Source organism: Virgibacillus siamensis, from assembly GCF_900162695.1.
GTDB classification, from domain to species: domain Bacteria; phylum Bacillota; class Bacilli; order Bacillales; family Amphibacillaceae; genus Lentibacillus; species Lentibacillus siamensis_A.
This window is the reverse complement of record NZ_FUIH01000007.1, coordinates 2,766,291-2,791,970: the sequence shown is the minus strand read 5'-3', so window position 1 is coordinate 2,791,970 and position 25,680 is coordinate 2,766,291. Positions and strand designations below refer to the sequence as shown.

Here is a 25,680-nt window from a genome sequence, read left to right as displayed (position 1 = left end):
GTGGAATCAATGAGCAACCATATTGTAATAATCGAAGACGATGAAAGTATCGCGCGTATCATTCAACTTGAACTGGAATATGAAGGATTCGCAGTGGATGTTGCACATAGCGGGCGGAAAGGGCTTGAGCTTGTACAATCAAATAGGACAGATCTGGTTATCCTTGATGTAATGATTCCTGAATTAAATGGAATGGAAGTACTGAGGCGTATTCGTGCTGTTGATGAACAAATTATCGTTATTATGCTGACAGCACGGGATACGGTTTATGATAAAGTGAACGGACTTGACTTGGGGGCCAACGATTACATGACGAAACCATTTGAAATTGAAGAGTTGCTTGCCAGGATTCGTTCCAATTTGCGGTTTAACAAGAAACAGGCGGACCGTCATGCCCAGGCAGAACTTTCATTGGGAAAGATCAAAATACAAACCGGATCAAGGGAAGTGTATGATGATGGAACAATTATTGAATTGACACCAAAAGAATATGATTTACTGCTTTACTTGACAGAAAATAAAAACCAGGCACTTGAACGGGAACAGATTTTAAATTATGTATGGGGTTATGACTATTTCGGTGATACAAATGTGATTGATGTTTACGTCAGGTATTTGCGGAAAAAAATGCCCGATGCACCGATTCAAACCGTACGGGGTGTCGGTTATATGGTAAAGGACTATACGTAAATGAGTTTAAGGACACGTATACAACTGTCAATAACGTTTTTGCTGGTTATTCTGCTTTTGATTGCAAACACAACAATATATTTGATGTTTAAAAATGCCAGTATCAAATCAGAACAGGAATTGCTCCAAAGCACAGCCAGCCACATTATTGAAGAACTTAACAAAGGAGGCAACAGCACGAATGAAGAGGTGCTTCATACATTTTTAATCAGTGATGGGGTAATAAGACTGGTCAATCGGAAAGGCGATTCTGATTTAAATTTAACAAGGGAAAACAGTTATAAGAAAATACAAACCTCTTTTCGAAATGACCAATTTGAAGGTGTACTGACGTATAATGGATCAAAATTTATTCTGGTTTCAACACCAATCATTCATGATAATGGCTCTATCGTGAATTTGCAGATAATCCAAAACGCTGATGGGATGTTTTCTAATCTTGAAGACTTAAAAGGAGTGTTAGTCTTTACCTCCTTTCTTGTTATCGGGATTCTTTGCATTGCGGGATGGGTGCTTGGCGGTGTGATTACCCGCCCGATTCATCGGTTTATAAGTACCATGAAAACGATTGAAGAAGAGGAGTCCTACCAGCAAATTGAAATCACCAAAAGCAAACGCGATGAATTAAATCAGCTTGGTATGACGTTTAATTCAATGATGCGAAAGCTGGAAGACAGTTATTTGAAACAGGAACAATTTGTATCAGATGCCTCACACGAATTAAAGACTCCCTTAACCGTCATTTCAGGCTATGTCAGTTTATTGAAACGATGGGGTTCGACACGCCCGGAAGTGTTGGAGGAAGCAATTAATTCCATTGAATCGGAATCCGCCCGTATGAAGTTTATGACGGAACAGCTGCTTCAGCTTGCATCAGCGGAAAAATTGGGTGAATTTGCGAAAGAACGGATGGATATCGTCCCGATTGTAGGCAGCACGATTGAACGTTTATCCAGGACCTATAAGAATGAAATTATCTGGACAACAGAACCAAAACAGATTGTTGCGGAAATTCATGAACAAAGCTTCGTCCAGCTGCTCGTAATTCTTCTGGATAATGCCAACAAATACAGTAATGACGTTATTCAGGTCAAACTAAGGGAACAAGAGGGATGTGTGGAGTTGAGCATTACAGATAAGGGAATCGGCATCCCGGGAGAAGCACAACCATACATTTTTGATCGAATGTATCGCGTTGACAAAAATCGCAGCCGGAAATCCGGTGGAACAGGACTTGGCCTATTCATAGCAAAACGAATCAGCGAACGGCATGGCGGATCGATTTCACTCATTAGTAAAGAAGGTCACGGAACAACATTTATTGTAAGTCTGCCAATATCGGAGGTGCAGTAAATGAAATTAAAATTGGCTCTACTGTCCGTTATTTTTGCAGGGGTATCCTTTTTATTTTTCCAGGTTTTCATCGATGACAACACCACCGCAATCTCCACAGAAGAAGCGGAAGCGATTGCTGCTGGACTGTATGATGGAAAGGTTATTAAAAGTAAGGAAGATAAAAAAGGCAATTACACAATATCCATCGAAAATGAAAAGGGAATTTATCAGCTTACTGTCAACGGCCATACTAAAAAAGTCAGCAATGTTAAAAGACTTAAAGAAAAGAAACAACATTTTATGGCATTGGATGCAGCGGAAAAAAACATTCAACAGGAATTCAAAGGAAACGTATTATCTATCAGGAAGTCCGGTGATGCAGTCGCAAATGCACAGGTGAAAAAGAAAAACCGCACATATCAGATCATCTATGACTTAAAAGAAGGAAAAATTATTTCGTCCAAAGTAGTAAAAAGCTCGAAAAAATCTACCGGTGATAAGGAAAAGAATATGAGAATCTCAATGGGGCAGCTAACGAACATCGCCAAAAACCAGTTAGATGGAAATGTCTCCAATATTAAGAAGTTAAATACAGATCATGGAATCGTCTATAAAGTGACCGTAGAGAAACGAACTGAAGGCGCCCATGTCTATGTGCAGGAAGCAACGAAAAAAGCCACCTCCGTATCCTGGTTCTCCAAAAATGCCGGGGATGATGACGACGATCTTGACGATGATGATGGAAGTAATGAAGCTGACGATAATGATGATCATGATATGGATGACATCTCAGAGGATTGATATCTATTCTCTTATACCGTAGGGCCGCAAGCCCATATTATGCATTCCATGATTTCCACACTTATTTATATTCACTTATGAAGGTCATTTTCTGCTAAAGCAGAAAATACTTTTTTTATTTAATATCGTTCCGTAAACGATAAAAGTGGCATTTTCCACGTAAAAATTTTTATAATAATTCTGCCACCATCTTTGCCCTGAACACGATTATTAGGGTGAAGGGAGGTGAACGACATGGCAGTAGCACAAATGGTAGATTCCCGCTTGAGTCTGATCCTTGATGATGGAACAGATCCGGAATCCGGCAAGCCGATTTTTAAATCCAAAAGCTTCAACAACGTGAAGATTGCTGCGACAGCAGACCAATTATTCGCCATTGCAAATGCTGTTGCTCCACTGCAGCAACGTCCGCTTGTGAGCGTTGAGCGTAAAGACAACTCTCATATCACAGGGGAATAATCGGAAAAACATCGGATAAGTCAAAATTAAGCAGGGAGGAGGGGACAAATTGAAAAAACTCGAACTTAAATTTTTGAATGTTGAGGGTAAAACGGTCACATACTCATTGGACAAACCAAATGAGCCCGTTGATCCGGCAGCAGTGAAGGCTGCGATGGATGAGATTATCAATCAGAATGCATTCGCCACTTCCGGTGGTGACATTGTATCCATCAAAGGAGCCCGTGTGGTTGAACGTAATGTGCAGGATATTGAATTAGTGTAAAAGTCTGGCCGGTGCATAGGTGCTCCGGCCTTAATTGTTTTGGTTTTTTGAACCCAATTATAAATTGGTGGTATTATGATGGAATTTTACTGCGAAAAAACTCCTCTATAGGTGACTGTCTCTTCGTTTTCTTGTCAGGCATATTAGGCTTTGGTAATATGAAAAAAGAGATTTTAAAACCCTACAGGAAGGCTGAATCATAATGTTAAGCAAAAATCATATTAAAGAAGTCATTCTGCATGTTGGTTGGAGTAAAACAGGTACGTCAAGCATACAGAGCACTTTGTATGATGAGAATAATAACAAATTATTGTTAAACGAAGGAATTTTATACCCAACTTGCTGGCAATCAAATCATGGTGTTGCCTTATGCAGTGCATTTTCTCCCGATCCGGGGAAATATGCCGTAAATAAGTTTCCGAAAGTCCTTTCCAAAGATGAAATTGAAAAAAAAGACAGATTTAACCTAAAGAAATTTGAAGAGACTGTAAATAACAGTTCCGCAAAAAAATTGGTTATTTCAGGTGAAGGAATTCTTCCCCTCCCTAACGAAAGTATCAATAATCTGAAAAAGTATCTGAGGGAGATTGGACTCAAAAAAGCAAAGTTTAAAATTTTGATATATACGAGGAATCCTGTGTCATGGACTGGTAGTACGCTACAGCAACGATTTAAAGATGGTTTCCGATATGCCCCGGCTATGGATAAACTTAAAAACCAAACGTTACCCACATTATTTCAGGATAAAATTGGTAAATTCATTGATATCTTCGGCAAAAAAGCTGTACATGTGTATTCATTTGAGGAAGCCAGAACGCACGACAATGGAATGGTGGGGCACTTTTTGGAACAACTAAATGCAGATAAAGAAACCGCCGAAAAAATGAAGGAGATTCGTAAAAATGATGGTATGTCAATGTTTACCGGTGAGTTTTTGAAATATATCAATGGCAACGTTCCATTATTTAAAAATGGCAAACCGAATAAAAAAAGACACAGAAGAGATCACCAGCCGCTGCTAACATTGCCGGGAGATAAATTTGATCTTCCAATGCAGACAAAAAAAGAAATCTCACTGATTGTGCAAAATGACCTTAAATGGCTGAAGAATAAGTATCATATTGATTATTTGCACGAAGAAATAAAAGAAAAGAACAACTATGAAAATGTGGATAAAACCTTTGATGCTATCGAAAAAATTTACCCTACGTTAACAAAGACGATCCGTAATTCCATTGTGGATTTTATGGAAAATAAATTGCTGCCGGAGATCCCATCCGACCAAAAGGATTACTGTCTCGAGTTAATCAGGAAATTTAAAGAACTGGAAGAGGATTTAACAAGAACTGACCATATCGAAAACAGATTTTTAAGTACTCTAAAGATTAATGACATAGACAGAGGTGTGTTATATAGAGAATTAGCATTACTAATGGAAACATATGATCAAATTGAGCTTGCGGAATTATTCATGCGCAAAGCAAGTTTATACAAAACAAATGTTGGTCCACTTATTAAGGAAAAGCATAAGGAGTATAAAGAAAAGCTTCAGCAGAACTGACAGGGATTGAAAATATGACGAAAGAATAGTAACCCTCTTCAGCAAAAGGGGGTTATTTTATTGCATATAATATACTTTAATTTACTTATTGTATTTGACAAAAACCCTCACACATTGTAAAGTATTCATATTAATAAGGTCATCTGATGACCAGATTATCATAAATGCATGACTTTTTTATTTATGGACTTTGAAAGCGATTACGAATATTAGAGGAGGGTTTTACGTTGTTATTGCTTGTGGCATTAAGTGCGATTATTGCACCATTCATCTTTCTGGTTATTTTTAGAATGCCGGCGATTAAAGGGATGTTTTTCAGTGCAATTATCATTATCATTTTGGCATTATTTGTCTGGGGAATGGGCGGCGCAATTGTAACCGCTTCAGTTTTGCAGGGTATACATAAGGCTTTAACGATTCTATTAATCTTGTTCGGGGCTATTGTCCTGCTCAACACATTGCGTCATACAGGAGCGGTTGACCGGATTAATGAAGGATTCCGTAATATTTCAAGTGATATGCGGGTTCAGGTCATCATTGTGGCGTTTCTGTTTGGCGCATTGATTGAAGGTGCGGCCGGATTTGGCACACCGGCTGCTGTAACCGGACCATTGATGGTGGCGCTTGGTTTTAATCCAATGGCAGCTGCCGCCTTGGCATTGATTGCCGATAGTTCAGCGGTATCTTTCGGTGCTGTGGGTACGCCGGTTCAAATCGGCCTCAGTAACATTCCCGGTGCGAATTTGGAATTCTTTAATGAAATTGGTGTAAAAATTACCCTGATTGATTTATTTGGGGGAACCTTTATACCGCTCATGCTGGTCATTATTTTAACGTTATTTTTCAGTAAGAAGAAAAGTCTATCGAACGTATTCGAACTGGCACCGTGGGCACTTTTCATCGGGATTGTCTACACTGGATCTGCGCTTTTATTCGCTGTATTGTTCGGACAGGAATTTGTCGCGATTTTGGCTTCGTTAACCGGGCTTTTGGTATCGACGTTCACTGCGAGAAAGGGATTTCTGATGCCTAAAACGGTTTGGAAAGATGCGTTGCAGGATAACTTTGAAATCAAATCAGAAAAATCCGAAATGAGTCTAGTCAAAGCCTGGTCACCATATCTTATCGTAGTGGCACTTCTGTTGATTACAAGAATTATTGATCCGATAAAAGAATTTACGCTGACATATGTGGATTTGACATGGGAAAACATTCTTGGATTTGAAGGCGTAACATCCGGCTGGGAAGTGTTGTATTCACCAGGTACCGTACTCGTTTTGGCTGCGGTATTAGCCGTTATCATCCAGCGAAAATCATTTTCAAATTTCGCCAAAGCATCCAAGGAATCGCTGCAATCCATACAAACTGCAGGTCTGGCCTTGTTTTCAACACTGGCACTGGTACAGGTGTTTACAAATTCCGGGATGAATGCGAATGATCTTATCAGCATGCCGCAATACATTGCCGAGGCACTGGCAGCAACATTCGGATCCGGCTGGGTCTTTGTAGCACCATTTTTAGGTGAACTGGGGGCATTTATTACAGGCAGTGATACTGTATCGACATTGACTTTTTCACCAATCCAGTACAGTGTTGCCAATCAGACGGGTATGAATACACAAATCATCCTTGCACTTCTGGTTATTGGCGGTGCGGCTGGCAATATGATTTGCGTGCATAATGTTGTCGCGGCTTCCACGGTTGTTGGTTTGACTGGTAAAGAAGGGGACATCATTCGCAAAACGTTAATCCCTGCAATTATTTACGGTTTACTGGCAGGATTGGGTGGTTTTATCATCATGACTATTTTATAAAAACTGCTGCCCTTTCTTATTTGCTTGCTTTCAAGTAAACTGAGAGTATGTAAAATGGGATAAGGTGGATGAAATCACATTGAATATTAAACCGATTAAAACACGAAAAATCTATGAGGAAATTTCTGATTCATTAATAGAAATGCTGAAATCCGGAAAACTCCAGCCGGGCGATAAGCTGGATTCCGTGGAACAACTGGCGAAAAGCTATGATGTCAGCCGCTCGGCGATTCGCGAAGCATTAAGCGGACTGCGGGCTATGGGGATTGTGGAAATGCGGCAAGGCGAAGGCACGTATATAAAGGAATTTGACGCATCAAGATTTTCATTGCCTGTAGCAACTGCATTGATCATGAAGCGGGATGACATTCGGGAGTTATCCGAAGTGCGGAAAATATTGGAAGTTGGCTCGGCAGCACTTGCAGCGGAGAACCATTTGGAATCGGAACTGGAACCGATCAGACAGGCACTGCAGGATATGAAAGATGCAAAAGGCAGAGGGGACGTTGGGGAAAAGGCGGATTTTGATTTCCACCTTGCTATCGCGAAAGCTTCCCATAATAAAATGCTCATCAATCTGATGGGCAGTGTATCGGATATTATGGTGGAGTCGATGCGGGAGACCCGCCGTTTGATTCTCTATTCGGAAGAACGAAGCAAACAATTGTTCAGCGAGCACGAGCTGATATACAACGCAATCAAATCCGGCAATTCCGAAGGTGCCCGGCAAGCAATGCTGAATCATCTGGTCAGAGTGGATCAAGTCATTTCGGAATACATTAATTGAAGCTGATGAAAATCAAACAAGGCTTTACATCGTGTGAAGTCTTTTAAATTAAATGCAGTCATATGATGACCTGCTTTTTAAAAATTGGAGGTGTAACCATTGAAAGTTTCATTGTTTATTACATGTATGTGCGATATCTTCACCTCAAACGTAGGAAAAGATACCGTTGAATTATTGGAGAAAGTCGGGTGTGAGGTGGACTTTCCGGAAACGCAGACATGCTGCGGGCAGCCGGCGTTCAACAGTGGTTATTTGGAAGATGCCAAGGAATCGATGAAACAAATGATGAAGGCATTTCAGTTTTCGGATTATGTCGTCGGTCCATCCGGTTCATGTGTCGGTATGCTGCATGAATATCCGAAAATTTTCAAAGGCGACATTGTCTGGGAAGAAGAAGCAAAAAAACTAGCAGCCAAATCATACGAGCTGACGCAGTTCTTGGTGGATGTCCTTGGTGTTACAGATGTAGGATCAACATTCAAAGGGAAAGTTACGTACCATCCATCATGCCATATGACAAGGATTCTCGGTGTGAAGGATGCTCCTATGACACTGTTAAATCATGTCAAAGGCGCTGAATTGATAGAGTTGCCGGTAAAAGAGGACTGCTGCGGATTCGGTGGAACGTTTGCCGTTAAAAACTCCGTCATCTCCGGTGAAATGGTCAAAGAAAAATCACGCCACGTTTCCGAAACAGGTGCGGAATATTTGGTCGGCGGTGACATGGCCTGTCTGATGAACATCGGCGGACGCATGAAACGGGAAGGCAAGGATGTCAAAATAGCTCACATATCGGAAATTTTAAATCGCTAAAAATCAATCGAATGGAGGGAAGTGCTTTGGGTATAAAAATTAGTGAAGCCCCATATAAAGAGCGGATTCAGGAAGGGGTCGAAAACGACTTTATGCGTCAGGCTGTAACCTCCGCGCAGGGACGCTTCAGGGACGGCCGGCAAAAGCAGGCAGATGAACTTGGAAATTGGGAAGACTGGCGCACACTGGGAGAGGAGATCCGTACCCACACGCTGGAAAATATCGATTATTATTTGCAGCTTTTAAGTGAAAATGTATCGAAACGCGGCGGGAATGTATTTTTTGCGGAAACAGCCGAAGAAGCGAATGCATACATTCAAAACGTGATGAAGAAAAAGAACGCCAAAAAAGTTGTGAAATCCAAATCAATGGTCACCGAAGAAATCGGCATGAATGAGGCAATTGAAGAAGTCGGCGCCGATGTTGTCGAATCGGACCTGGGCGAATGGATTCTGCAGCTGGATGAAGACCCGCCATCACATATCGTGGCGCCTGCCATTCATAAAAATAAAGAGCAGATCCGCGAAACATTTGCCAATAAAAAAGGGTACGATAAATCGGACAATCCGGAAGAACTGGCGGGATTTGCCCGCGAACAGCTGAGACAGGAATTTTTGTCCGCCGATGTTGGCATTACAGGCTGTAACTTTGCTGTTGCAGAGTCCGGTGCGGTGACGCTTGTTACAAATGAAGGGAATGCCCGCATGGCGACAGGCCTCCCGGACACGCAAATATCTGTGATGGGAATGGAGCGGATTGTGCCGACATGGGAAGAACTTGATGTTCTTGTCAGCCTGTTAACCCGCGCGGCGGTAGGACAAAAATTGACCAGCTATGTGACATCGATCACCGGAACGCGTCTGGAAGGCGAAACGGACGGACCTGAGGAATACCACCTTGTCATCGTGGACAACGGCCGCTCGAAAATTTTAGGAACGGAATTCCAATCAGCGCTCCACTGTATCCGTTGTGCCGCATGCATCAACGTATGCCCGGTGTACCGGCATGTCGGCGGACACGCGTATGGGTCTGTATATCCGGGTCCAATCGGTGCTGTCCTGACACCACTTTTAGACGGTTATGAGGACCATAAAGAATTGCCGTATGCATCATCACTGTGCGGCGCCTGTACCGAGGTTTGCCCGGTGAAAATTCCGCTGCATGAACAACTGATTCGCCACCGGCAGATTATTGTGGAAGAGGAAGGAATGGCACCTGTTACCGAGCAAATTGCCATGAAAGGTTTCGCCAAATGGGGATCAAGTCCGGCTGCCTACAAAATGAGTGCAGCAATGGCCCGCACTGCCATGAAACCTTTTTCAAGAGATGAAAACATTTCGAAAGGGCCGGGACCGTTAAGCGGCTGGACGGCAAATCGCGACTTCCCGGCACCAGCCCGGCAGACATTCCGGTCATGGTACAAAAAACGCAGCAAGGAGGGAAGTGCCAAATGACGATTCAAAACAGAGAATCCTTTCTTGATAATTTAGCAGCCAAAATGGGAAGAGCCCGTCGAAAAGAAGGGGTGGAGCGTCCGGAATGGAGTGTCCGCCCGCAAGATAAGGTCCTGCCTGATGCAACACCAGATGAACTGGTCGACGTTCTTGAAAAACATTGTGAGGTCATCCATACGAATTTTAAACGGACAGATCGGGATGGCCTTTTGACAGTACTGCGCGAAACAATTCAGGAATTTGACGGAAACACAATCGTTGCCTCCAATGATGCGCGAAATGCAGCATACAATCTAGACGAACTATTCAGCATCATGGCGACAGAAGGCAATGAGGTTCATCTATGGGATGAAACAAAGGGCGAAGAAAATAAGCAGATTGCAGAGCGCGCCGATGTCGGAATTACATTCAGCGACATCACCCTCGCCGAATCCGGCACAGTTACGTTATTTAACAATAAACATAACGGACGCGCCATCAGTCTGATGCCAAGAACCTATATCGCCATCATCCCGAAAAGTACGATTGTACCAAGAATGACCCAGGCGGCACAGCACATACATGCGAACCATGCAAAAGGCAAAGACGTGTCATCCTGCGTCAGCTTTGTAACCGGCCCAAGCAACAGCGCCGATATTGAGATGAATCTGATTGTCGGCGTACACGGCCCGGTGGAAGTTACCTATATTGTAGTGGATGATTAAGGATACTGCTTTAGTGGCAGCGTAGGCGTCCGGCCAAACGTGCGAACGGGCGGTCCAAATGTGCGAAGTCAGGATGAAACGTGCGAACTGGAGTTTCAAACGTGCGAATTTTGCGGGAAGCGTGCGAACTCAGGAAAAATTCGTGCAAACTTGGCGGCGACGAAATGTGAACCCATCATGTAAGGTGTACAATATCAACTTATGTGGTATAATGATATTAGAAAAACATATCCTAGTAAAAACCGCCTCATGTTATAGCATGAGACGGTTCCAATAGACCAACCCCGACAAAAGGGGATAGGCACTTAGTGGAATAATCCCTCAGCACCTGGCTAAAGGCATAGAGGGATTATTTTTTATGGTTTGTGTCTGACATGATGAACGCGACCAACATCCCAAAGGATATCATTAACGTTAACACAGTCTCCACAGCCATGAGCATCACCTCCTCTTTGGGAGGTATCCCAAAAAGAACAGTGTGCCTAACCCCTCATGCGAAGCCAATCTATTTCTAATAGTATACCATAATTTTCATTCTGACAGACCCTTTTAATGGCTTTCAAGGTTGAGAATTTGCTGCTATATGATCGAATTACAACAAAGGTGGTAAATATAGAAACGTTATCCAATAATACCTAGTAGAGCATCTCACAGCTTCAGTTAACATCACTGTCTATCCAAAAAAAGCGGAACAAATGAACACGAAAATTTGCTCCGCCCATAGAAAAATCATGCTCCTCTTTGTACACTGGCATCTTTACTATATCGCCCGGTAAATGCCACAGCCACAAGCGAAATTACTGCTGTCGCGACAATGAATATCGCAATTGGTGTCCATGCATTGTTGAATTGCCCAAGCAGCCATGTCGCAATCAGCGGAGCGGTCCCGCCAGCCATTGCAGCACCAATTTGATATCCGAGCGAGATGCCGGTATATCGTACTTTGGTGGAAAATAAATCAGAAAACATGGTGCCAAGTACTGCGGTGATTGGCGGCCAGACAATACCCAGTGCCAGTACGCTCGCAACAATAACTGCCCAGTCCTGCCCGACCGACAGCAGCATAAAGTATGGAAAAGCATAGAGTACCATGGCGATACAGCCAATAACATAAATTTTTTTGCGTCCAATCGAGTCCGAAAGTTTCCCCATAAATGGAATCATGATGGCTGTCACGACCGTTGCAATCGTAATGGCATTCAGTACAGTTATCTGGTCATATTGCAGTGTGCCGGTCGCATAGCTGACGACAAAGGTTGCGAAAATATAGAACGGCGCGGTTTCCACGACTTTTGCACCGACCGCAATCAGCACTTCACGCCAATGGTATTTTAACGTATCCACTACAGGCAATTTGGCAACCTGACCGGATTTTTTGGCCTCTTCAAATTCCGGTGTTTCATTAATACCGGAACGAATCCACAGGCCGAACACGACAAGCAGCGCACTTAGGATGAACGGAAGCCTCCATCCCCATGTCATAAACGCTTCATGCGGAAGCAAGCTCATCATCGTCAGGGTGAACGTCCCAAGCACGAGACCGATTGGAACACCCATTTGCGGGATACTGCCAAACAAGCCTTTTTTGCCTTCCGGTGCATATTCAACAGCCAGCAGCAGCGAGCCGCCCCACTCACCGCCAAGTCCAAGCCCTTGTAATAAACGAAGCAAAATCAATAATATAGGAGCCGCAATTCCAATTTGCGCATACGTCGGCAATAGTCCGATCAGTACCGTTCCGCCGCCCATCAGGGTCAACGTGATAACGAGCGTCTTTTTCCGTCCGATCCGATCGCCGATGTGTGCAAAAATGACCCCGCCGAGTGGTCGTATGAAAAAAGTTAATGAGAACGATAAATAGGCGAGCATCAGGCCAACAATCGGGTCGGATGATGGGAAATATAAATCATCCAGCACAAGCCCGGCAACAGTTCCGTATAAAAAGAAATCAAACCACTCAATCGAGCTTCCGACTAAACTTGCTGTTAAGACTTTTCGTTTCAATTTTTTATCCAAGTATTCTCCCCCTTGAAAAATGAATCATGTTTTTGTACCAAATCCGGATTCTTTGGCCTTTTGATAGATTCCTTTTGCCACTTCCAAATCAAAATAAGCTGCCCCGACTGATTTGAAGAATGTGATTTCATCCGATGCTTTCCGAATAAGTTTGCCGTCAGTCGGAAAATCACTCAGTTCGCCGTACACATCTGAAAAACGCCATTCTCCTGACTGGTCAGCATGGATCAGTTCACCGGCCTCCTCCTTTACACTTTCCAGATCATCCACCGCAATAATCGTTGCTTTTTTAATGGTACTTAAATCGACTTCCTGCATGCTCGGTAAAAAAGATCCGATTCCGTTTATGTGTGTGCCATCTTTCAAATCGTTTCCATCGAATACCGGTACCTTCGATCGTGTGCTGCAGTTGATAATATCGGATGCCTGTACCGCGTTTTTTACCTTATCAACAATCTGAATGTCAGCCGCTACACCAAAATGGATTAATTTTTCTTTAAAAGTTCGCGCCTTTTCTATAGTCCGGTTAAAAAGTACAATTGTCTCAATCGTACGGGCTTCCAAAACGCCCAATACTTGTTCAAAAGCCATCGCACCAGTCCCAACTACACCAAGCACCTTGGCATCCTCGCGTGCGAGTTTGCTTGTCGCAATACTGCTCAACGCTCCGGTTCGAAGTCTTGTTAAGTAGGAAGCATCCATTGTGCAAATATGCCTTCCATCTGAAGCGTCAGACAGCATCAGCACACCTTGTGTGGTCGGCTTTCCATCAGCGGGATTGTTTGGAAAAATATTCACGACCTTCACGGAGGCAACTTGATTTTCCAGGTCAGCACTTGGCATATACAACGCTGACGCCTGCTTGTCCGGGATTTCAATTACGGTTCGATGCGGGTTTTGAATCAGTCCTTTATTTTTCGCTGCAAGTCCTTCTTTTATCGCTTCCACAGCATCCTGCATAAAATAGTTTTCCTGTATTTCCTGATCCGTTAAAAAAAGCACTTTACCATCCTTTCTGGTGGAATCGCTTCCAAAATACCATTATTACTTAAATTTAAGTACATTTTCTTGTATAATTTAACTGTCACTTAAATTTATTAAAATATATAACAATTCACCCTATTTTGTCAAACGCTGCAGGAAAAACCTTGCTGAAACATGGTATAGTGGGGAAGAAGGAGGTCCTGAACTTGACGGACGAATTAGGCACGAAAATAAAGCAATTACGAAAGCAACAAAAATTAACGTTAAAACAAATAGCTGAAGACACAGGTTTGTCCATCAGTTTCCTGTCACAACTGGAACATTCCAAAACATCCGTAACATTGGAATCGCTGAAAAAAATTTCAGAGTCACTTAATGTCAATCCGAGTTATTTTTTCGCAAAACCGCAAACTGCATCAACTTCAACAGTAGTGCGTCATGAAAGTGTGGAAACAGAATTAAGGGAGAATAAATTTATATACAGGGACCTGTCAGGCGGAATGGATAACCCATTATTTTCACCTATCCTGATTATATTGAACCCGGGGGATAACCGCGGCAGCAATTTTTCGCATAAAGGACAGGAATTTCTGTATGTACTGGAAGGAACGCTGACAATACATATTGAGGGGGAGGAGCATGTACTCCATCCGCACGATTCCATTTTTCTGCAATCATCCAAATCGCATTACTGGTTGAACCAAACAGATCAAACAATAAAGTTTTTGTGCGTATCAGCGGTTGGGTAGAAATGGTTGTTTTGTAGTGGATACTTTCCCATGCAGAAGGGGATGATTTGAAGGCTCACCCATGTGTGTGGTGTAAAGGTTTTCTTGGGGATAGTATGGAATAGATCAAGTGTGAAGTCGTTGTATGGGTGGGGCCACAGTCGCGCAATAAGTAGATCAAATCGCGCGAAGCACCCCACGAATCGCGCGACACGAACATCAACTCGAGCGAGACTTCACACCAAATCGAGCGGCTCTCCATCTCAATCCAAGTCAAAACCCCTCTCCAACAACTTCACTCTGCCAAATACCGCTCCACCTCATCCAACGTGGGCAGTGCTGTCATCGCACCTTTTTTGGATGCTGCCAGGGCGCCGGATATTCCTCCGAATTTTGCCATTTGCACGGCATCCTCCAGCGTAAGCCTGTGTAAGTCTTTTTTATGCTGGCTCAACAAGTATAATACGCCTGACACAAAAGCATCGCCTGCACCGGTTGTATCAACGGCTTCAACATCCATCGCCGGGACATGCTCGTACCCTGCGGCAGTAACGGCATAGCAGCCGTCCGCTCCTAATGTGACGAACAAGAGTGGAATTTCATATGTTTTGATAGCCTCAAGTCCTTCCCGGATCGTATTCCCTCCCGTGATGAATGCAAGTTCTTCTTCGGACAGCTTTACAATATCGGCATGAGGCAGCATGGAAATAATTGTGTTTCGTGCGGTGTCCTCGTCATCCCATAGCGCCAGACGCAGGTTTGGGTCGTATGAAACAATCATCCCGGCATCTTTCGCGCATTTCACGGCATATTCCGTTGTGTTTTTCGCCGGTTGGCTGATCAGTGAAATTGATCCGATGTGAAGTATTTTGTGCCGTAACATCGTGGACAGGTGAATGTTCTCGATTTCCAGAAAATGATCTGCGCTCGGTTCTATGTAAAAGTCGAAACTGCGGTCACCGTCTGTGGTATTGGTGACAAATGTCAGTCCTGTGCGATGGGCATTGCTGAAAGAAAGCTGTGATGTGTTCACATGATGGGCATTCAATGTTTTTTTCAAAAATCTGCCCAGCACATCATCACCGACTTTTCCTAGAAATGTAGATTTCCCGCCAAGTTTTGCAATACCTACTGCAACATTGGCTGGAGCGCCGCCCGGACTTTTTTGATAGGTCGTATTTGTTTCATCGGTGGGGATGAAATCGATTAATGCTTCCCCAAGTGATATGACGCCTTGTTTCACGGCTCTTTCCTCCTATGTTATGATTATCTCATCATTATGTAGTTATTTTATCAAGTACGTCTTCAATTGCAAGGGGGAGATATTTTGCCTACCATTAAAGAAATTGCTGCAATGGCCAATGTTTCAAGGTCCACTGTTTCCCGTGCTTTAAATAAATCCGGTTATGTCAGTGAAGATGCCAGGAAGCGGATTGACAAGGTAATCGAGGACACCGGTTATATTCCGAGTGAGCATGCCAAATCGCTGCGGACAAAGAAAACAAAAGTTATTGGTGTTATTTTGCCGACCATTCAAACAGAAACTTCGAGTAAGATCGTTTCCGGAATTGATCAGGAGCTGGCAAAACAGGGTTACCAGATTCTGTTGGCGAATACAAACCTGGAGCAGGAAAAAGAACTCGACTACCTGGATCTGCTGAAGGTGCGTCAGGTTGACGGCATTGTCCTCGTTGCGACGAATACAGAACCACAACTGGTTGAAAAAATAAATGCGCTGGATATCCCGGTAGTTGCAATCGGTCAGGAACTGGAGGGAGTTACAAGTATCGTGTATGATGATTTCCATGCTTCCAAAGAACTGACCAGCCTGTTTATTGAAGAGGGACACACACGAATCGGGTTTATTGGTGTTGATGAAACAGACCGTGCTGTAGGGTTGCAGCGGAAACAGGGATATTTGGAGGCGATGAAGGAACATCAGCTCAATGTAAAACCTGACTGGATTCAAAAAGCAGTTTTTGATATTGACTCCGGTCGTGATGCAATGAAAAAAATGCTTGCGCTGCCTGAAACACCCCCAACCGCGGTGTTTGCCGTTACTGACAGATTAGCCATCGGTGCGATGAGTTTGTTGAAAGAAAGGAATATACAAATCCCGGCTGATATGGCTGTTGCCAGCATCGGTGCATCGGAAATTTCCCAGTATGTGGATCCGCCGCTTACAACGATTGATTATCAAAACAAGAAGGCGGGGGAACAGGCTGCCCGGCAAATTTTACATGTGCTGCATCAGAAGGAATCACTTAAAAAAATTATTCTTGACTATAGACTAATAAAAAGAGGTAGTGTATGATTGAAATATGGAATCGATCCCACACAATTTGAAATCGGTTCCATTCAATCGAATAGGACATGATCTTTTTTTAATACGTTTAGTGGAATCGATTCCACATATTCGATATAACAAGGAGTGATTACATTGTCAGCGAATAAGAAAATTGCCAAAGAGCTTGTCGAAGCCGTTGGGGGAGAAGATAATATCCAGTCTGTTGCCCATTGTGCCACAAGACTCCGTTTCATGGTGAACGACAAGGAAAAGATAAAGCAGGAAAACGTGGAAAACACGGAAAAAGTAAAAGGAGCATTTTTCAACTCAGGCCAATATCAGGTCATTCTCGGAACAGGAACGGTCAATCGCATTTTTGAAGAAGTGGATAAATTGGGTGTCAACAGCACAAATAAATCCGAACAGACCAAAGAAGCTGCCAAGGATAAAAATGCGTTGCAGCGTGCCATCCGTACGCTGGGGGATGTGTTTGTGCCAATCATCCCAATCCTTGTTGCGACAGGTCTATTTATGGGGCTTCGCGGCCTGGTGATGCAGGAGCAGATCCTGGGGTTATTCGGCATGACACCGGATGATGTTTCACAGAACTTTCTCTTGTTCACACAAATCCTAACCGATACAGCATTTATCTTTCTTCCGGCCTTGGTTGCCTGGTCAACGTTCCGGGTATTTGGCGGGACACCGATTATCGGGCTTGTGCTCGGGTTGATGTTAGTTAGCCCTGCACTTCCAAACGCATGGGACGTTGCAACGGAAGCAGAGCCATTGTATTTCTTTGGATTTATTCCGGTTGTCGGCTACCAGGGTGCGGTCTTGCCGGCGTTCTTCACCGGTATTATCGGCGCTAAATTGGAGCGGATGATCCGCAAACGTGTGCCGGAATCACTTGATCTGATTGTCACACCATTTTTAACGTTATTGGTCATGATTGCAGCGGCATTATTCGTGATCGGACCGATTTTCCATACGGTTGAGGAATATCTGCTGCAAGGAACACTTGCTGTATTGGATGTGCCATTTGGTCTTGCCGGAATATTAATCGGCGCCTTGAATCAGATCATTGTGATCACCGGTGTGCACCATATTTTCAACTTGCTCGAAATTCAGCTGCTGGAGAATACAGGAAGCAACCCGTACAATGCTATCATTACGTGTTCCGTTGCAGCCCAGGGTGGTGCAGCACTGGCGGTCGGTTTGAAAACAAAAGCGAAAAACTTAAAGGCTATCGCATTGCCATCATCTTTTTCGGCGTTTCTCGGTATTACCGAACCGGCCATTTTCGGGGTCAATCTCCGTTATGGAAAGCCATTTATTATGGGTCTGATTGGCGGTGGTGTCGGTGGTTTTGCCGCAGCGATTCTTGGTCTGAAAGGAACTGGTATGGCAATTACCGTTATCCCGGGAACACTGTTGTATTTGAATGGTCAGGTGCTGCCATATATCGCCATTAACCTGCTTGCCATCGGCGTGGCATTCGCCTTGACCTGGCTCTTCGGATTTTCAGACAAAAAAGCGGAGGAATAAGGAGTGCACCATAAAGATATGACAAACACAGAACTGACAATAGCTGCTTACAACAATATGGCAGCACAGCAGGATACCGTGCAGTCAGACCCGTTTCGGCTGCATTATCATATTATGCCGCCTATTGGGCTGCTTAATGACCCGAATGGATTCGTCTACTTTCAAGGTCAGTATCATCTGTTTTATCAGTGGAATCCATTTGAAACGAAACATGGCCGAAAGTTTTGGGGACATGTCATTTCGGATGATCTGGTCCACTGGAAGCAGGCACCAATCGCATTAGCGCCGGATCAATGGTATGACAAAGACGGCTGCTATTCAGGAAGTGCCGTGGTGCATAAGGACACCATGTATGTTTTTTACACCGGAAATGTAAAAGATGAAAATGGAATACGCGTCTCTTATCAATGTTTGGCCACATCAAACGATGGATTAACATTTGAAAAAAAAGGACCAATCATCCATGTGCCGGAAGGGTATACCGCCCATTTCCGCGATCCAAAGGTCTTTCAGAAAGCTGGAACGTGGTACATGGTAATTGGAGCACAGACAGAGGATGAACAGGGAGCTGTTGTTCTTTACACTTCCACTGATCTCGAGAATTGGGAGTTTATCGGCCCGTTCGCTGGTTCCAAAATGAATGGATTTGGTGAATTCGGGTACATGTGGGAATGTCCGGATTTATTTGAGCTTGACGGTAATGATGTATTGATTTTTTCTCCTCAGGGGCTCGAGGCTAATGGTTATTTGTACAATAATATCTATCAATCCGGTTATGTTGCCGGAACATTGGATACGGAAAAGCCTGCCTTTGCACATGGTGGATTTCATGAATTGGACAGGGGGTTTGATTTTTACGCCCCGCAGACAACAGAAGATCCTAAAGGCAGACGTTTATTGTTTGGCTGGATGGGCAATGCGGAAGAAGGCGATAACAGGCATCCCACAATCGATCACCGTTGGATTCACGCAATGACCATTCCGCGCAAGGTAACGTGGAATGACGGCAAATTGCTTCAGCAACCTGTTGAGGAATTGAAGGCATTAAGGCAAAATAAGACAACTTTTCAGGTTGTGGAAGGTTTAGAGTTTGTTGGAAGTGTGTTTGAATCGGAAATGTTGATTCAAGCGTGCCATGCGGATATATTCTCCATTGTGATCGGGAAAAATAAATTAACCTATAATCGGACTGCCGGCACTTTCAGCATGGAACGTCAGCGATTTGACGGTCGCGGAATAGAAGCAAGGCATTGTCGTTTGACTAATTTGGAAAACATCCGCATTTTTAAAGACACCTCATCCATGGAGATTTTTCTGAATAATGGGGAGGAAGTCTTTTCATCGCGAATGTTTGATGATGCAGATGAAACGCGTATTGTTTTTCAGGCGGATGGCCAAATAGAAGCCACAGTTCACAAATGGGATTTGCAAAAAGTCTTAGCATAACGAATGGAGGCAATCAGGATGTTAGGAAAACTGTTCAAGAAAAAAGAAGAAATTGTCCAGATATCAATGTACGCCCCAGTAACAGGCGATTTAGTTGTATTGGAAGATGTACCGGATCCTGTATTTTCGCAAAAAATGATGGGCGACGGGATTGCGATTAAGCCGGTGGAAGAAACGGTAACATCTCCAGTTGACGGCGAAGTCATTCAACTTTTCCCGACCAAGCATGCAATTGGCATCAGGGCAAAGAATGGAGCGGAAATTCTGATTCATATCGGTTTGGATACGGTTAATTTGGAAGGAGAAGGATTCTCCGCCTTTGTTCAGGAAGGCGACAGTGTAAAAGCAAGCGATATGCTGATAACGTTTGATTCAAAGGTAATTGCAGAAAAAGCAACAAGCACCCTCATACCAGTTATCATTACGAATACGGATGCTATGAGCGAGATTATTCCTTTTGGCAAGAAAGAATCAGTCACTGCTGGCGAAGATGTCATTTTATCCGTGAAAAAGAATTAACGATTTTCCCCGTCTGACAGAGGCGGGGATTTATATTGTGAATTTCCGGCTGGGTCGAAATGGGAGAGAGCACCTTTCAATTGGGAGAGAAAGCTTTGAAATGGGAGAGAGCAGTCTTCAATTGGGAGAGAAAGCGCTGAAGTGGGAGAGAATGGTCCCCAATCGGGAGAGAAAAGCTGTCAAATCAGGAGAGCCCCTAAAATTATTTCCAGACAACTTCTAAATAACCCCTAAAAAAGGTAAATTCCACAAATAACTGATAGTATAAAAGAATAATAGCTTGTGAAGTCGGGTGGGTTCTTTTTATGATAAAAATTTACATCCTATTATTAGTAGTAATGCTTATGTGGGGGTTGAACGTCTCTGCGATTAAAGTGCTCGTTTCCGCGATTGATCCAATCCTGTTGACGTCGTTCCGGGTCATGACGGCGGGGATTATGGTGCTGATCATTTGTAAAATAATGGGGATTTTCCGTCTGCCATATAAGCATGAATGGCTGACAATCTTATACATAGCTGTTTTCAATGTTATTTTACATCATTCGCTTGTGGCGGTCGGCCTGGAGATAACTTCCGGGATAAACGGGGGACTTATCCTGGGGACGATGCCGCTTGTGACGGTGCTGATGGCGTTTATTGTGCTGCGTCAGCGGATCACATGGCTGCGGATGTCCGGTTTTATTCTTGGTTTTATTGGTGTGGTTATGACAACTTTGTCCGGTGCAGGGGGTCTGGCTGCTGTTTCCATTGGGGATGTGATTGTATTCATAGGTGTTCTTGTACAGGGGTTCAGCTTTATGCTGATCAGCAAGCTAAAGCCGACACTTGATCCACGCCTTGTAACAGGGTACATGCTGACGCTTGGAGCGGTAGTCATCTTTCTGGTAAGTCAGGCGTTTGGCGCAGGCATCCATCAAATCACCAATCTGATTGCCTGGCCGCTGGGCGCGATCTTTCTGTTCAGTGCCATTTTCGCCACAGCGTTTGGCCATATGACCTATAATTACGCCATTAAAAAAGTCGGTCCCGCGGAAACAGCCATTTTCATTAACTTGAACACCTTATTTGCGGTAACAGGTGCAGCGGTATTTTTACATGAAGTAATTAAAATTAATCATATCATCGGGTTTCTCTTCATTTTGTGCGGAGTATTCATTGGTACGGGGGCCCTGGAGCATGTAATTAAGAATAGAAAACAAAAAGTCGCCAGCTGATTAGAGCAGTTTTAGAAATAATATCGCAATCCATGAGAAATCAATCCCTGTTCAATGTGCTACTGTATGAGTACATCAAGCAGAAATGTTTGGTGAAAAACATAAGGAGTTGTTTTTAGTGGCGTTGCGATTGACACCCTATTTAATGATGAACGGAAATGCCAAGGAAGTAATTGGATATTATGAGAAAGCGTTAGGTGCTGAGATGCTTGGTATGGTTACGCACGGTGAAATGTCAACGGAAACAGCGGAAGAAGAGAAAAATCATGTGGCACACGCATTGATGAAAATTGGCGAAGCAGAGCTTATGGTTTCCGATTGTGGTAAGAATAATCCTTCTCAGGAGGGAAACCAGGTGACAATCTGTATAACAGCGGACAACGTGAAGAAATCAAAACAGGTTTTTGACGCACTGCAGCAGGGTGGACACGTAATCCATCCGTTTATTGAAACCCCATTCAGTCCCGGGTTTGGTGCTGTAGTAGATAAATTCGGTGTGACTTTTCAGATTGTAACTGAAAGCTGATTAATGGAAAGCCCCGGTTTGGCTAAATTTATAAAATCCAACGTGTTCACGGCCTATCGTTTTGCAGGTGTACAAGCCGTCAATTCATGGTATAATGAACATATAAACAAGTCAGATGAATAAACTAAATAAAGGCCGTGACGGGTGAACGTCAACGGCCAATACAATAGTCGAATCCCCTTCAAGGGGGTCGGCATTGGTGCGAAATAGACCTCGACCAAATGAGCCGCTAACTCAAGGGAGGTCTATTTTTTGTGGATCATTGTTGCGACAAGCGTCCCAAACGCCAGCATTAGAAAAAGCGTATCAAACGTTGTCATATGCGCTCACCTCCTCTCCGCTCCTGGCTGGAGACTGGAGGCAACGCCGACCACCCTTGAGAAATCCAGACTATTGCAATTTTTATTATAACACGTAACAGATTGTCCAGGCATGTAGGAATGTCATTTCTTCCCGAATCGGCATGGACCTTTTTTCAAGGACACGTATTGCATCTAAAATAATTCTATAATTTTATTCTTCATTTAAGCGTTTTTCCCTTTTTCTTCCGTTTTTTCAGATAGCCCGGATTCCGGATGAAATAGCGCAGAACAAGTTCATCGACACGATTCATATATTGTTTGTAGTAATCAGATTCATAGTGATCCGGCGTGACCCCGCCCGGATGCTTGGAATGCGAATGAAATTCCTGATCAGACAAATCAATCACCTGTGCATTCGGTAACAGGTTCAGGAAATAATTCTCCATGTATTCAAACAGATAATTACTGCGTTGAATGTAGGTTTGGTTTTTGAATTTGCGGTATTCTCCTTCTTTTGTGTAATACCCTTCTGCTTTTCGGACTTTTTGAAGAATGATGCGCTCTTCCGGAATATAGGTAACCAGTTTTCTGGCAAATTTCTTGATTGCCCGATGCCAATATTCCAGAAATGTCGTGATATCTTTCTGATTTAATACGGTTACTTTCGGTTCAATTTCATGAAGATAATTGATGTTTTGGGTCAACATGTAATTGCCGGTAATGATGTGTTTTTTATCAAAAAAGAGAACATCCTTTGAGCCATCCACGTAAAAATCAAGAATGAAAAAGTCAGGTTTTGTCAGTTTCAGGTTTTTAAAAAAGTCTTTTTCAAAGTCGCTCCGAATGCGGTCCGCCAGTGTTGGATGCATTCTGGTAAAGTGTTCGTTCGGAAATGTAACAGGTTTCCCCATCATGCTGATAATGGAGGAATGAAACTGTGTATAGACCACCTCATATTTATTTTTATAGTCGGGATTAAAATAATCTTTCGAACCAAATCCCAGTCTGCTGAAGCAGGAGCCGCACGTCGCGATTCTTAATGCATGCCCCTCAGGTTCCTCTGTTCGTATACGGGTCCGAAGCTGCAGTTTATTGGAAGCATCCTTGATCAGCCGGACCTGATAGTTGTTTGTTATCCGGATTGGTTTTTTGGACAACCCTCACAGGCCAGGAATCAACCCTTCCCCGCCGGAAATCAACCTTCACCAACAAGGAATCAACCCCCACAGCACAACCCCTCCCAACCCACGTCCACCGTGATTTACAATAGCTCATCACAACATGGTACATTCCATTCTCAATAAACTGTGCTGAAAACGTATACATTTCTGCCTAATCGGCTGATACAATAAATAGTGGAAGGAGGGTTAGCATGCAACTTGATGAACGAAGCAGTCAGCTGTTTGGGGATTTGGTGGATAATCCGGGCATAAAAGGCAAGGAACTGGAATGCCGATACAACATTTCTCGCAGGCAGCTTGGATACAGCATCACCAAAATAAATGACTGGCTGCAGTTTCATAACCTTCCCGAAATTGAAAGAACGAAACAGGGATACTTTCTGATCAAGCCGGAAATTGTTGCGAAATTCAGTAATGCGAATTCGGCTATGGATACACGGATTCTTTCGGAAGATGAACGCGTGTACATGATCCTGTTAATGATTTTGAGCAATCATGATTTGTCGCTGATTCATTTTACAAGCGAGCTGGCGGTCAGCAAGAACACGATTCTTTCCGATTTAAAACAGGCACAGAATATCGCCGAAACTTACGATTTAAACATCCGGTATTCAAGGCGCGAGGGCTACCAGATGGATGGCAATGAATTTCATATTCGAAAACTTTTGATGAAGGTGATTTACAAAATAGTTGAGCTTCATCAGGGCAAGCAGCGAATCAGGCAAGCGGCGGGAATTACGGAAAATGAGGTGGAAGCGCTGGCCGGCCGGATTGAAAAAGTGGAAAACAAGTTAAATCTTAAGTTCACCGATGAAAAGCTTGACGTAATGCCGTATCTGTTTGTCATTATTTTACGGCGGATTTCAAACGGGCTTGTCATTGCGCCATTTTCCATTCAATACAATGAACTGGCAGATACGAAGGAATATGCGGCAACGGAAGAACTGTTTTCCGGCTTTCAGGATATTCCGGAAGAGGAAAGACTTTTCATTACGCTGCATTTATTAACATCCAATGTTCATTGGTCGGAATTTTTGACGAAAGATTCCATTCCGAATTTGCTGGATGCACTGAAAAATATGATTGATTTGTTTGAACAGACTGCCTGTATGAAGCTGCAGGATAAAGAGCAGTTGTTGCAAAAACTGATGCTCCATGTCAAGCCTGCGTACTACCGGATTAAGTATCATCTGACAGAAGTAAACGATATAAAAGCCGAAGTAAGCAGGGAGTTTAAAGCGCTCCATCATATTGTGAAGAAGTCAACCGGCCCGCTGGAAAAATTGATTGGCAGCACGATCCCGGAAAATGAAACGACTTATTTGACGATGCTGATTGGCGGGTGGCTGACAAGGCAGGGGGACAGCATTCAGGAGAAAGTGAAAGCTGTAGTTGTCTGTCCGCAAGGTGTTTCAGTATCAAGGCTGTTGTACAGTGAACTGCGGGATTTATTTCCGGAATTTATCTTTTTGGATTCGCTGTCCGTAAGGGAGTTTCAACGTTATCAGCTCGACTACGATATTGTGTTTTCTCCTGTGGCAATGGAAACGACGAAACGGCAGTATACCGTCAATTCATTTTTGGAACGGGAAGAAAAAAACACATTACGCAAACAGGTGATGCAGGAGCTGCACGGTTTTACACCGTCAACAATCAGTACGGATGATTTGATTGCAATCATAAAAAAACATACCGATATTCAAAACGAGAAAGAACTGCAAACCGAGCTGGAAACGTATTTAAATCGTGATGAACTGCCGGATTTGAATCCAATTCAGGAGCAAGCGCATTCACCAACACTGGCAGAATTGATACCACCTGACAGAATTGTATTAAAAGATTCTGTAAGCTCGTGGGAGGAAGCAATTCGAACTGGTGCCGAACCAATGCTGCGCACCGGCCGGATTGAAGAAGACTACGTGGAAGCAATGGTGAATGATTATAACAAGGAATCGTATATTGTCATTGCACCAAATGTTGCGATACCGCATGCCGCACCGGAAGATGGCGTGAACGAGGTTTCCATGAGCCTACTGCGGTTGAAACATGGTGTGACATTTGCCAAAGATTATTCGATTAACCTTATTTTTGTCATTGCTGCCGTTGACAAACAACAGCATTTACAGGCACTGATGCAATTAATGAAACTCGTGCACGATGACAATGATCGACATGCCTTAATGGAGGCTGACAGCAAAGAAGCTGTGCATAACCTGCTGAAATCGTATTCCAAAACTACTTAGACGATG

At 43.4% G+C, this 25,680-nt stretch carries 24 protein-coding genes; 19 read left to right on the top strand and 5 right to left on the bottom strand.

Features of this window, described 5'->3' with window-relative positions:
* The first annotated feature begins 9 nt into the window (after positions 1-9).
* The 11 genes from B1K71_RS17240 (at position 10) to B1K71_RS17190 (ending at position 10,683) form a co-directional block, all read left to right on the top strand.
* A complete protein-coding gene (locus B1K71_RS17240; RefSeq protein WP_077329218.1) occupies positions 10-690 on the top strand; it encodes a response regulator transcription factor in 681 nt (226 codons plus the stop codon).
* The gene (locus B1K71_RS17235) at positions 691-2,043 is read left to right on the top strand and encodes an ATP-binding protein (protein WP_077329216.1); all 1,353 of its coding nucleotides are present in this window, start codon (positions 691-693) and stop codon (positions 2,041-2,043) included.
* Positions 2,044-2,826, top strand: a complete 783-nt coding sequence (locus B1K71_RS17230) for a PepSY domain-containing protein (RefSeq protein WP_077329214.1) — start codon at positions 2,044-2,046, stop codon at positions 2,824-2,826.
* A 234-nt stretch (positions 2,827-3,060) separates the two neighbouring features.
* Positions 3,061-3,285 (top strand): DUF1659 domain-containing protein, encoded by a 225-nt coding sequence (locus tag B1K71_RS17225; protein ID WP_077329212.1) that lies wholly within the window; start codon positions 3,061-3,063, stop codon positions 3,283-3,285.
* A 49-nt stretch (positions 3,286-3,334) separates the two neighbouring features.
* Positions 3,335-3,550 carry a DUF2922 domain-containing protein gene (locus B1K71_RS17220; RefSeq protein ID WP_077329210.1) on the top strand — a complete coding sequence of 72 codons (216 nt, stop codon included), beginning with the start codon at positions 3,335-3,337 and terminating at the stop codon, positions 3,548-3,550.
* Positions 3,551-3,752: 202 nt separating this feature from the next.
* Entirely contained in the window at positions 3,753-5,111 is a 1,359-nt protein-coding gene (locus tag B1K71_RS17215) for a hypothetical protein (RefSeq protein ID WP_077329208.1), read from the top strand.
* Between the two features lie 227 nt (positions 5,112-5,338).
* The gene (locus tag B1K71_RS17210; protein WP_077329206.1) at positions 5,339-6,925 is read left to right on the top strand and encodes an L-lactate permease; all 1,587 of its coding nucleotides are present in this window, start codon (positions 5,339-5,341) and stop codon (positions 6,923-6,925) included.
* A 79-nt stretch (positions 6,926-7,004) separates the two neighbouring features.
* The gene (locus B1K71_RS17205) at positions 7,005-7,712 is read left to right on the top strand and encodes a FadR/GntR family transcriptional regulator (protein ID WP_077329204.1); all 708 of its coding nucleotides are present in this window, start codon (positions 7,005-7,007) and stop codon (positions 7,710-7,712) included.
* A gap of 99 nt (positions 7,713-7,811) precedes the next feature.
* On the top strand, positions 7,812-8,525 hold the full coding sequence (locus B1K71_RS17200) for a (Fe-S)-binding protein (RefSeq protein WP_077329202.1): 714 nt from the start codon (positions 7,812-7,814) through the stop codon (positions 8,523-8,525).
* A gap of 26 nt (positions 8,526-8,551) precedes the next feature.
* Positions 8,552-9,979, top strand: a complete 1,428-nt coding sequence (locus tag B1K71_RS17195; protein ID WP_077329200.1) for a LutB/LldF family L-lactate oxidation iron-sulfur protein — start codon at positions 8,552-8,554, stop codon at positions 9,977-9,979.
* Positions 9,976-10,683: a LutC/YkgG family protein gene (locus B1K71_RS17190; protein ID WP_077329198.1), complete on the top strand. Its 708-nt coding sequence runs from the start codon at positions 9,976-9,978 to the stop codon at positions 10,681-10,683. Before B1K71_RS17195 ends, B1K71_RS17190 begins: the two co-directional genes overlap by 4 nt.
* A gap of 729 nt (positions 10,684-11,412) precedes the next feature.
* Here B1K71_RS17190 and B1K71_RS17185 read toward each other — a convergent pair.
* Positions 11,413-12,699 carry an MFS transporter gene (locus B1K71_RS17185; RefSeq protein WP_077329197.1) on the bottom strand — a complete coding sequence of 429 codons (1,287 nt, stop codon included), beginning with the start codon at positions 12,697-12,699 and terminating at the stop codon, positions 11,413-11,415.
* Positions 12,700-12,723: 24 nt separating this feature from the next.
* Positions 12,724-13,701, bottom strand: a complete 978-nt coding sequence (locus tag B1K71_RS17180; protein WP_077329196.1) for an ornithine cyclodeaminase family protein — start codon at positions 13,699-13,701, stop codon at positions 12,724-12,726.
* Between the two features lie 188 nt (positions 13,702-13,889).
* On the opposite strand from B1K71_RS17180, the gene B1K71_RS17175 reads away from it, so the two are divergent.
* The gene (locus B1K71_RS17175; RefSeq protein WP_077329194.1) at positions 13,890-14,432 is read left to right on the top strand and encodes a helix-turn-helix domain-containing protein; all 543 of its coding nucleotides are present in this window, start codon (positions 13,890-13,892) and stop codon (positions 14,430-14,432) included.
* Between the two features lie 274 nt (positions 14,433-14,706).
* On the opposite strand, the gene B1K71_RS17170 is transcribed toward B1K71_RS17175, so the two are convergent.
* Positions 14,707-15,654: an aminoimidazole riboside kinase gene (locus B1K71_RS17170; protein ID WP_077329192.1), complete on the bottom strand. Its 948-nt coding sequence runs from the start codon at positions 15,652-15,654 to the stop codon at positions 14,707-14,709.
* Between the two features lie 84 nt (positions 15,655-15,738).
* On the opposite strand from B1K71_RS17170, the gene B1K71_RS17165 reads away from it, so the two are divergent.
* The 6 genes from B1K71_RS17165 (at position 15,739) to B1K71_RS17135 (ending at position 21,948) form a co-directional block, all read left to right on the top strand.
* Positions 15,739-16,725 carry a LacI family DNA-binding transcriptional regulator gene (locus tag B1K71_RS17165; RefSeq protein ID WP_077329191.1) on the top strand — a complete coding sequence of 329 codons (987 nt, stop codon included), beginning with the start codon at positions 15,739-15,741 and terminating at the stop codon, positions 16,723-16,725.
* Between the two features lie 126 nt (positions 16,726-16,851).
* Entirely contained in the window at positions 16,852-18,243 is a 1,392-nt protein-coding gene (locus B1K71_RS17160) for a sucrose-specific PTS transporter subunit IIBC (protein ID WP_077329189.1), read from the top strand.
* 3 nt (positions 18,244-18,246) lie between these two features.
* A complete protein-coding gene (locus B1K71_RS17155) occupies positions 18,247-19,689 on the top strand; it encodes a glycoside hydrolase family 32 protein (protein WP_245799334.1) in 1,443 nt (480 codons plus the stop codon).
* 18 nt (positions 19,690-19,707) lie between these two features.
* Positions 19,708-20,208 (top strand): PTS sugar transporter subunit IIA, encoded by a 501-nt coding sequence (locus B1K71_RS17150; RefSeq protein WP_077329187.1) that lies wholly within the window; start codon positions 19,708-19,710, stop codon positions 20,206-20,208.
* 305 nt (positions 20,209-20,513) lie between these two features.
* Positions 20,514-21,422: a DMT family transporter gene (locus B1K71_RS17140; protein WP_077329183.1), complete on the top strand. Its 909-nt coding sequence runs from the start codon at positions 20,514-20,516 to the stop codon at positions 21,420-21,422.
* Between the two features lie 118 nt (positions 21,423-21,540).
* Positions 21,541-21,948, top strand: a complete 408-nt coding sequence (locus tag B1K71_RS17135) for a VOC family protein (RefSeq protein ID WP_077329181.1) — start codon at positions 21,541-21,543, stop codon at positions 21,946-21,948.
* Between the two features lie 245 nt (positions 21,949-22,193).
* On the opposite strand, the gene B1K71_RS20425 is transcribed toward B1K71_RS17135, so the two are convergent.
* Positions 22,194-22,268: a putative holin-like toxin gene (locus B1K71_RS20425; RefSeq protein WP_139343394.1), complete on the bottom strand. Its 75-nt coding sequence runs from the start codon at positions 22,266-22,268 to the stop codon at positions 22,194-22,196.
* 200 nt (positions 22,269-22,468) lie between these two features.
* Entirely contained in the window at positions 22,469-23,407 is a 939-nt protein-coding gene (locus tag B1K71_RS17130; protein ID WP_077329179.1) for a DUF6270 domain-containing protein, read from the bottom strand.
* 215 nt (positions 23,408-23,622) lie between these two features.
* On the opposite strand from B1K71_RS17130, the gene B1K71_RS17125 reads away from it, so the two are divergent.
* Positions 23,623-25,674, top strand: coding sequence for a BglG family transcription antiterminator (locus tag B1K71_RS17125; protein ID WP_077329177.1), 2,052 nt, complete (start codon positions 23,623-23,625; stop codon positions 25,672-25,674).
* Positions 25,675-25,680 lie beyond the last annotated feature (6 nt).

Excerpts from the sequence above, each read along its gene's own strand:
- B1K71_RS17240 (WP_077329218.1), top strand. The coding sequence starts at position 10 with ATGAGCAACCATATTGTAATAATCGAAGACGATGAAAGTATCGCGCGT.
- B1K71_RS17235 (WP_077329216.1), top strand. The coding sequence starts at position 691 with ATGAGTTTAAGGACACGTATACAACTGTCAATAACGTTTTTGCTGGTT.
- B1K71_RS17230 (WP_077329214.1), top strand. The coding sequence starts at position 2,044 with ATGAAATTAAAATTGGCTCTACTGTCCGTTATTTTTGCAGGGGTATCC.
- B1K71_RS17225 (WP_077329212.1), top strand. The coding sequence starts at position 3,061 with ATGGCAGTAGCACAAATGGTAGATTCCCGCTTGAGTCTGATCCTTGAT.
- B1K71_RS17215 (WP_077329208.1), top strand. The coding sequence starts at position 3,753 with ATGTTAAGCAAAAATCATATTAAAGAAGTCATTCTGCATGTTGGTTGG.
- B1K71_RS17190 (WP_077329198.1), top strand. The coding sequence starts at position 9,976 with ATGACGATTCAAAACAGAGAATCCTTTCTTGATAATTTAGCAGCCAAA.
- B1K71_RS17150 (WP_077329187.1), top strand. The coding sequence starts at position 19,708 with ATGTTAGGAAAACTGTTCAAGAAAAAAGAAGAAATTGTCCAGATATCA.
- B1K71_RS17140 (WP_077329183.1), top strand. The coding sequence starts at position 20,514 with ATGATAAAAATTTACATCCTATTATTAGTAGTAATGCTTATGTGGGGG.
- B1K71_RS17125 (WP_077329177.1), top strand. The coding sequence starts at position 23,623 with ATGCAACTTGATGAACGAAGCAGTCAGCTGTTTGGGGATTTGGTGGAT.